This is a genomic window from Pseudomonas fluorescens, assembly GCF_002022275.1.
Lineage (GTDB): Bacteria > Pseudomonadota > Gammaproteobacteria > Pseudomonadales > Pseudomonadaceae > Aquipseudomonas > Aquipseudomonas fluorescens_AJ.
The window spans coordinates 1-8675 of sequence record NZ_MSDF01000019.1; the positions used below are offsets into that span (position 1 = coordinate 1).

Annotated in this window: 6 protein-coding genes; all 6 read left to right on the forward strand. The window is 60.1% G+C overall.

Annotation, left to right across the window (positions count from 1 at the left end):
• Positions 1-196 precede the first annotated feature (196 nt).
• The 6 genes from BFW87_RS16605 (at position 197) to moaE (ending at position 8382) form a co-directional block, all read left to right on the forward strand.
• The gene (locus BFW87_RS16605; RefSeq protein WP_078740842.1) at positions 197-1324 is read left to right on the forward strand and encodes a polysaccharide deacetylase family protein; all 1128 of its coding nucleotides are present in this window, start codon (positions 197-199) and stop codon (positions 1322-1324) included.
• A 346-nt stretch (positions 1325-1670) separates the two neighbouring features.
• Positions 1671-3065, forward strand: coding sequence for a PhoH family protein (locus BFW87_RS16610; protein WP_012722339.1), 1395 nt, complete (start codon positions 1671-1673; stop codon positions 3063-3065).
• A gap of 301 nt (positions 3066-3366) precedes the next feature.
• Positions 3367-7101: an autotransporter domain-containing protein gene (locus tag BFW87_RS16615; protein WP_078740843.1), complete on the forward strand. Its 3735-nt coding sequence runs from the start codon at positions 3367-3369 to the stop codon at positions 7099-7101.
• A gap of 116 nt (positions 7102-7217) precedes the next feature.
• Positions 7218-7691 carry a cyclic pyranopterin monophosphate synthase MoaC gene (gene moaC, locus BFW87_RS16620; RefSeq protein WP_078740844.1) on the forward strand — a complete coding sequence of 158 codons (474 nt, stop codon included), beginning with the start codon at positions 7218-7220 and terminating at the stop codon, positions 7689-7691.
• The gene (gene moaD / locus BFW87_RS16625) at positions 7688-7930 is read left to right on the forward strand and encodes a molybdopterin converting factor subunit 1 (RefSeq protein ID WP_078740845.1); all 243 of its coding nucleotides are present in this window, start codon (positions 7688-7690) and stop codon (positions 7928-7930) included. Before moaC ends, moaD begins: the two co-directional genes overlap by 4 nt.
• Before the next feature lie 2 nt (positions 7931-7932).
• Positions 7933-8382: a molybdopterin synthase catalytic subunit MoaE gene (moaE, locus tag BFW87_RS16630; protein ID WP_078740846.1), complete on the forward strand. Its 450-nt coding sequence runs from the start codon at positions 7933-7935 to the stop codon at positions 8380-8382.
• Positions 8383-8675 lie beyond the last annotated feature (293 nt).

Below are 8675 nucleotides of genomic sequence, written 5' to 3' on the forward strand. Positions count from 1 at the left end.
CGAGCCTAGGCGAGGTGCCGAGTGGTGGGGCAAGAGCCCTTTTGGTTACTTTTGGGGCTCTTTTCCAAAAGTGACCCGCCGTAAGGGCGGAACCCATGTCAGCCATCACCCAAACAACGGATATACACACCAACCCAAGAGCCCACGCAGGCGATCAGCTATAGTGCCCGACGACTCTGAAACGGGAGACCCCCAGGTGCGAATTGCACGCCTACTATTATCAGCTTGCCTACTCAGCCTGACCGCCCAGGCCGCGCCTGTCGATGTAGCCAGCCTCGACCGCGGCACCTGGCCCGAAAAGCTCAGCAGCCCCGCGTTGTTCGACGTCGCCTCACGCGCCGAAATCCTGATGTTCGCCCACAGCCTCCTAGCCAGCGAAAACCTGGACGAACCCACGCTCAAGCAACGCCTGGGCCTGAAAATCATCAACCTGTCCGCCATCGACGACCTGCGCCGCCAACTGTGGCAACGCCTGCTGGAAAACTACACCTTCGCCCAGCAAAGCTGCGAAGAAGACGCCTCCTTCTGCTACCTGGTCGAAAGCATGGACGATCTGCGCGAACAGGCCGGCAAGTTCCAGGTCAGCGACAACTCCTTCTATATAGGCTGGGCTGGCCCCAGCCATGCATTCCACGAGCGCTACCTGGACGAGCTGCTGCGCAAAGCCGCGCTGTTCCCGCAAATCAGCAGCGAAATCGCACGCTTCGGCGACCACGAGCGCAATGGCGATGAATTCAAGGACCGAATGTTCCTGCTGACCTTCGACGGCGGCCCCGCGCCCGTCAGCGGCAATACCGACTGGCTCACCGACTACCTGCGCAAACAAAAGATGAACGCCACCTTCTTCGCCCTCGGCAGCAGCTTGCAAACGCGCGTGGAGCGCAGTTCCGCCGCCGATGTGCAGGCGTTGTATCAGGGCCAGTGCGTGGGCACTCAGGGTTGGCAGTACCGTTCCCACAGCCATTGGGTCGACTGGCAAAGCTCGATCACCCGCAGCGCATCGCTGGCGCAAAACCTGATGCCGGAAAACTACGTGCCGCTGTTTCGCCCGCCCTACGGCCAGCGCCGTGCCGACAGCCAGGGCTTCTTTCAGTCGCAAGGCTTGCAGGTGGCGTTGTGGGACATCGACTCCCAGGACGACCCCGGCAAACTCAAGGCCGATGAGTCAGAACAACGCGTGCTGACCCTGATGTTGCTGTGGCGCAAAGGGGTGATTGTGTTTCACGACACCCAGGACAAGGCGCGCATAGCATTGCCGCTGTTGATGCAGGCAACGGCGCAAAGCGGGCTGGGTTGGCAGGACTGCCGGGAAGCGTTTCGTTAAAAAGATGAAGTGCCCGGCCCTGTTGGGGATGAGGCATTTTTGGGGTGATTTTGTGCGACAAATCGATGCAGGCGGACTTCCGACTTTAACGGGGTGGCTGGCACTCGGCTAGTGCTATTCGTCATCCTGAAAAATAAACTTCAAAAAAGCGTCAAAGTGCTTTTTCCTGTCATGTGTTTTGCGGTATTACGAAGTCAGATCGCCGAAACCTGCAACACAGGTGGCGTCTTCCAAGACTCCTCATGTGGGCATGCACTTGACGTCCCTCAGGTGCATTCGGTGGTCGAATCGAGGCGCAGCACCGCCCAGGTATTGCGTCGACTGGCTCCCACAAAGGTGACCGAGTATGGATGATCATGGACGTAACCCTTCTTCCGACCAGCCAATCCTTTATGTGCTTGATACCAACGTACTGATCCACGATCCAAACGCACTGCTTAACTTCGAAGAACACCACGTCGCCATCCCGATGATCGTGCTTGAGGAGCTCGACAAACTCAAAAGCGGGCACCACAGCGTTGCCGCTGAATGCCGCCAGGCCATCCGCCTGATCGACAAGACCCTGGGTGAAGCCTCGCCCGAGGATGTTGAAGTCGGCGTGCCGATCCAGCGCGGCAAAAGCGGGCCCAAGGGCTTGCTGTCGATTCTGATGAGCAAGCGCAGCGAGCCCAACAGCTTGCTGCCGGAAAATCTGAACGACAACAAAATCATCAACCAATTGATCGACCTGCATGCGCGCGACAAGGACCTGCGCCTGGTGCTGGTGACCAAAGACATCAATATGCGCCTCAAGGCACGAGCGTGTGGGATCGCTGCCGAGGACTACAGTACCGACCAACTGGTCGACGACGTGTCGATGTTGTCGCGTGGTTATCACACGGTGACGGGCTCGTTCTGGGACCTGGTGAGCAAAGTCGAAACCCGTCAGGACCACGGCCGCACCTGGCATCAGGTACAGCTGATCGACAACCTGCCGGCGGTGCACATCAATGAATTCATCATCGACGAACAGGGGTTTGTGGGCTGGATCAAAGAAATCCAGGTCGACAAGCTGCTGATCCTCGACCTGCATCAGGAACCCCTGTTGCACCAGGAAGCCTGGGGCCTGAAACCGCGTGATATCTACCAGAGCCTGGCGCTGTATGCGCTGCTCGATCCGGACATCCATCTGGTCAACCTGACCGGCGCCGCAGGCTCGGGGAAAACCATCCTCGCCCTGGCTGCCGCCATCGAGCAGACCATGGTGACCAAGCGCTATCGCCGCATCATTGCCACCCGCAGCGTGCAGGGCCTGGACCAGGAAATCGGTTTCCTGCCCGGCACCGAAGCGGAAAAAATGGAGCCGTGGCTGGGGGCGATCACCGACAACCTCGAAGCCTTGCACATGGATGACGAAAACACCCATGGCAGCGTCGATTACATCCTCAGCAAAGTGCCGTTGCAGTTCAAATCCCTCAACTACATCCGGGGTCGCAGCTTCCAGCAAAGCCTGATTTTGATCGATGAATGCCAGAACCTCACGCCGCACCAGATGAAAACCATCATCACCCGTGCCGGCGCCGGTTCCAAAGTGGTGTGCCTGGGCAACCTGGCACAGATCGACACCCCTTACCTGTCCGCGACCAGCTCCGGGCTGACCTACCTGACGGAACGCTTCAAAGACTTCCCGAACGGCGTGCATATCGCGCTGCAAGGGGTTCCTCGTTCGATTCTGGCCGAGTACGCCGAGTCCCATCTGTAAACACGTCATGTCGTAGTTAGTGGCTAAATGCCACGAACCACCCCGGATTTTTCACGAAATCCGGGGTTTTTGTTGTGGGCGACATTTGCCTTCGTTAATGCGCCGTGGGTGCTTGTGGGCTTTGTATTTATTTTGTTACATTTTTTATCGCCGAAAATAATAAGAACCCCCGTCGGAACACCACCTCCTTGATTCGACGACATTTTGAAGACCCCTTCGGGTTTTCCGCGTGACCCTGCCTAATACAAAAAGCCCGATACATCGCTCATTGACGACGCACTTATCCAAAGGGAAAGGAAGAATGGACGCAGCAGGTAATGGCTTCACTTTGTCTGAAAAACCCAAGCGCGCTACTGGCGCCAGATCGATCCCCCTCACACCCATCGCACTCGGCCTGGCGTTATGGCTGGGCCAAGGCACCATGGCCTGGGCCGATGAGGCTAACCCCTACACCTCTCAAGTGCTGGAGTCGGCCTTCAGGAAAGCCGTTGCTTCCTTCGGCCCGAACACGGATGTGTATAAAAACCTGCGGTTTGCCTATGCGGATATCGTTGATCTTGCCGCCAAGGATTTTGCCGCCCAGTCCGGCAAATTCGATTCGGCCCTCAAGCAAAATTACGAGCTGCAACCGGAAAACCTCACCATTGGCGCCATGCTTGGCGACACCAAACGCCCGCTGGACTACGCCTCGCGCCTGGATTACTACCGCAGCCGCCTGTTCAGCAACAATGGCCGCTACACCACCAATATTCTCGATTTCTCCAAAGCGATTCTGGCCAACTTGCCGGCAGCCAAGCCCTATACCTATGTGGAACCGGGCGTCAGCAGCAACCTGAACGGGCAACTGAATGCGGGGCAATCCTGGGCGGGTGCCACCCGTGACTGGAGCGCCAACGCGAACACCTGGAAAACCCCGGAAGCCCAGGTCAACTCCGGCCTGGACCGCACCAATGCGTATTACGCCTATGCCTTGGGCATGACCGGCAAGGAGGTAAATGTGGGCGTGCTCGACTCGGGCATCCTCACCGAGCACTTCGAATTCCAGGGCAAGAATGCTCAGGGCCAGGACCGGGTGCAGGCGGTGACGTCCACCGGCGAGTACTACGCCACCCATCCTCGGTATATCCATGACGCCCCGGACGGCGAGTTCCAGAAGGGCGAACACTTCAGCATTTCCGGTGAATACGACCCGACCATCAACGACGGCCACGGCACCGAAATGTCCGGTGTGCTGGGCGCCAGCCGCAATGGCACCGGTATGCACGGCATTGCGTTTGACGCGAATATTTTTGTCGCCAACACCGGCGGCACCGATGACAACCGCTTCCAGGGCTCCAACGACCTCGACTACAACGCATTCATGGCCAGCTACAACGCGCTGGCGGCGAAGAATGTGTCGATCGTCAACCAGAGCTGGGGGCAGAACTCGCGCAATGACGTGGAAAACCACTTCGGCAATGTTGGCGACAGCGCGGCCGATAACCTGCGCGACATGACCGCCGCCTATCGTCCGTTCTGGGACAAGGCCCACGCCGGGCAAAAAACCTGGATGGACGCGATGGCCGACGCCGCGCGGCAAAACACCTTCATCCAGATCATCTCGGCGGGCAACGACAGCCACGGTGCCAACCCGGACACCAACGCCAACCTGCCGTTTTTCAAGCCGGATATCGAAGGCAAATTCCTTTCGATCACCGGTTACGACGAGACCAGCGCACAGGTCTACAACCGCTGCGGCACCTCGAAATGGTGGTGCGTGATGGGCGTTTCGGGCATTCCGTCTACCGGGCCTGAAGGTGAAATCATCCCCAATGCCAACGGTACGTCCGCTGCTGCACCGAGCGTCTCTGGCGCCTTGGCGCTGGTGATTCAGCGCTTCCCCTACATGACCGCCAGCCAGGCGCGGGATGTATTGCTGACCACTTCCAGCCTGCAAGCGCCGGATGGCCCGGACACCCCTGTCGGCAACCTGACCGGTGGCCGCACTTACGACAACCTGCAGCCGGTACACGATGCCGCGCCGGGCACGCCGCAAGTGCCGGGTGTGGTCAGTGGCTGGGGTTTGCCGAACCTGCAAAAAGCCATGCAGGGGCCGGGGCAGTTCCTCGGCTCGGTGGCAGTGGCATTGCCGGGCGGTACGCGCGATATCTGGGCCAACCCGATTTCCGATGAGGCCATTCGTGCCCGCCGTGTCGAAGACGCCGCCGAACAGGCGACCTGGGCCGCGACCAAACAGCAAAAGGGCTGGCTCAATGGTTTGCCGGCGAATGCTTCGGCGGATGATCAATTCGAATACGAAATCGGCCATGCGCGGGAACAGGCGACGCTCACACGTGGCCAGGATTTGCTCACGGGCAACACTTACGTCGGCAGCCTGGCCAAATCGGGTGACGGCGAACTGGTGCTGGAAGGCCAGAACACCTATTCGGGCAGCACCTGGGTGCGCGGCGGCAAGCTGTCGGTAGATGGCACGTTGACCTCCGCCGTGACGGTGGACGGCAGTGCGGCAGGCACGCGCAATGCCGATAACGGCGTGGTGACCACATTGGGCGGCACGCTGGCTGGCAACGGCTCAGTGGGCACCCTGACGGTGAACAGCGGTGGCCGCGTGGCGCCTGGGCATTCGATCGGTACGCTGCACACCGGTGATGTGACGTTCAACCCGGGCTCTGTGTATGCCGTCGAAGTCGGCCCCAATGGGCGAAGCGATCAGATCCAGAGCAGCGGCGTCGCCACCCTCAACGGCGGCGTGGTGACCGTGTCCCTGGAAAACAGCCCCAACCTGTTGTCCGCCACTGAGGCTCGCAGCCTGTTGGGCCAGCCGTTCAACATCCTCACTGCCACCCAGGGCATCAACGGGCAGTTTGCGGCGATCTCGCCGAACTACCTGTTCATCGGCACTCAGCTCAACTATCAGCCGAATCAGTTGACCTTGGCGGTGGAGCGCAACCAGACGACCTTCGCCAGCATCGCGCAAACCCGCAACGAGCGAGCAGTGGCGGCGGCAGCCGAAGTATTGGGCGCTGGCAGCCCTGTGTATGAAAGCCTGTTGGCGTCGGACTCGGCCGCGCAGGCGCAGGCCGCGTTCAAGCAGCTTTCAGGGCAGTTGCACTCGGACGTGGCGGCGGCGCAGATGGCCGACAGCCGTTACATCCGTGAAGCCGTGAATGGTCGCTTGCAGCAAGCCCAGGCGCTGGATTCCAGTGCGCAGATCGAGACCCATGACAACGGTGGCTGGGTGCAACTGCTGGGCGGTCGCAATAACGTCAGCGGTGACAACAATGCCAGCGGTTACTCCTCGTCCACCAGCGGCGTGCTGCTGGGGCTGGACACCGAAGTCGGCGACGGCTGGCGTGTCGGCGCGGCGACCGGTTACACCCAGAGCCACCTCAATGGCGAGTCGGCTTCGGCGGACAGCGACAACTATCACCTGTCGATCTACGGTGGTAAACGCTTCGACGCGATTGCCCTGCGATTGGGCGGCGCCACCACGTGGCATCGTATCGACAGCTCGCGGCGCGTGGCTTACGCCAATCAGTCGGACTACGACAAGGCTGACTACAGCGCTCGTACCGATCAAGTGTTTGCCGAAATCGGTTATACCCAATGGAACCTGTTCGAGCCCTTCGCCAACCTGACTTACTTGAACTATCAAAGCGACTCTTTCAAGGAAAAAGGCGGCGCCGCCGCATTGCATGCCAGCAAGCAAAGCCAGGACGCCACGCTTTCGACGCTGGGCCTGCGCGCGCATACCCAACTGCCAATCAGCTCGACCTCGGCGGTGACCTTGCGCGGCGAGTTGGGCTGGGAACATCAGTTCGGCGATACCGACCGTGACGCCTCGCTGAAGTTTGCCGGCAGTGACAATGCGTTTGCCGTGAACAGCGTGCCCGTGGCCCGTGATGGCGCGGTGATCAAGGCCAGTGCGGAAATGGCGTTGACCAAAGACACGCTGGTCTCATTGAGTTACAGCGGTTTGCTGTCGAACCGGGGTAACAACAACGGGATCAATGCCGGGTTTACCTTCCGCTTCTGACGCCCGCTGCTGTTTAGGAAGGGGCGCTTTGCGCCCCTTTTTTTGATGGCATAAACAGCCCTGCGCAAAATTGACTCACGGGTTTACAATTGCCGCTCCTGATCAGGAGTATCCCTGTGCTGACTCATCTCGATTCCCAAGGTCGCGCCTACATGGTCGACGTCACCGACAAAGCCGTGACGTTCCGTGAGGCCGTGGCTGAAGCGCGTGTGCGCATGCTGCCCGAGACCCTGAAAATGATTGTCGACGGCGCCCACCCCAAGGGCGACGTGTTTGCCGTGGCCCGCATCGCTGGGATCCAGGCCGCAAAAAAAACCAGTGATTTGATCCCTCTGTGCCATCCGCTGATGCTCACCGGCGTCAAGGTCGAGCTGAGTGCCGATGGCGTGGACGCGGTGCATATCCTCGCGCGCTGCAAACTTTCCGGCCAGACCGGCGTGGAGATGGAAGCCCTGACCGCCGCCAGCGTGGCGGCGCTGACGATCTACGACATGTGCAAGGCCGTGGACCGTGGCATGACCATCGAAAACATTCGCCTGCTGGAGAAGCTTGGCGGCAAAAGCGGGCATTTCAAGGCGGACCAGGCATGAGCATCAACGTACTGTTTTTTGCGCGTTACGCCGAAGCGGTGGGGTTTGACTCGCTGGAGATGGAAGGCGAGTTCGCCACCGTCGATGCCGTGCGCTTGGCGCTGGCCGGTGACCCGGAGTTTGCAGTGCTCAACGAGAGCAGTTTGATGTGTGCCCGTAACGAAGAGCTGTGTGGCCTCGATGAGCCGGTGCAAGCCGGTGACGAAGTGGCGTTCTTCCCGCCCGTGACCGGGGGCTGACGGTGGCCGTTCGGGTACAGGCCGAGGCGTTTGACCCTGGCGCAGAGGTGAATGCCATGCACGCGGCGAATGTGGGCGTGGGCGCGGTGGTGAGTTTTGTCGGCTATGTGCGCGACTTCAATGACGGCCGCGATGTGTCGGGGATGTTCCTGGAACATTACCCAGGCATGACCGAAAAAGCCCTGGCCAAAATCGTCGTGGAAGCCGAGCAACGCTGGCCGCTGCTCAAGCTCGAAGTGTTGCACCGCATCGGCGCGCTGGAGCCGGGCGAGCCGATTGTGTTTGTCGGGGTTGCCAGTGCTCATCGCCAGGCGGCGTTTGATGCGTGTGCGTTTGTGATGGACTACCTGAAGACGCGGGCGCCGTTTTGGAAGAAGGAACACACTAGCGAGGGGCCGCGTTGGGTTGAGGGGCGGGGTAGTGACCAGGCGGCGGCGGATCGCTGGAAGTGAGTGGGTTGCACACTGGTGAAGGCGGGTTTTGTCCGGTAGATGTGTGTACATATCCGTTATTTCGGTAACGGCTGCTTATGGTTCCGCTCTTACAGCGGGTCACTTTTGGAAGGACCCAAAAGTAACCAAAAGGTCCTCGCCCCACCACTCGGCACCTCGCCTAGGCTCGGTGTGCCCTCACTCCGGCTTGAATCCGTGGGCCGCCGCGATGGGCCATCCTTGGCCCAGCGCGGCTAACCCGGCGTCCTGCCGGGTTACCCACGGATTCAAGCCTGCGTTCGGCCAGCGTGGTT

What these genes read in the sequence shown, in the direction of transcription:
- BFW87_RS16610 (WP_012722339.1), top strand. Translation starts at nt 1,671, where the DNA reads ATGGATGATCATGGACGTAACCCTTCTTCCGACCAGCCAATCCTTTAT.
- BFW87_RS16615 (WP_078740843.1), top strand. Translation starts at nt 3,367, where the DNA reads ATGGACGCAGCAGGTAATGGCTTCACTTTGTCTGAAAAACCCAAGCGC.
- moaD (WP_078740845.1), top strand. Translation starts at nt 7,688, where the DNA reads ATGAGCATCAACGTACTGTTTTTTGCGCGTTACGCCGAAGCGGTGGGG.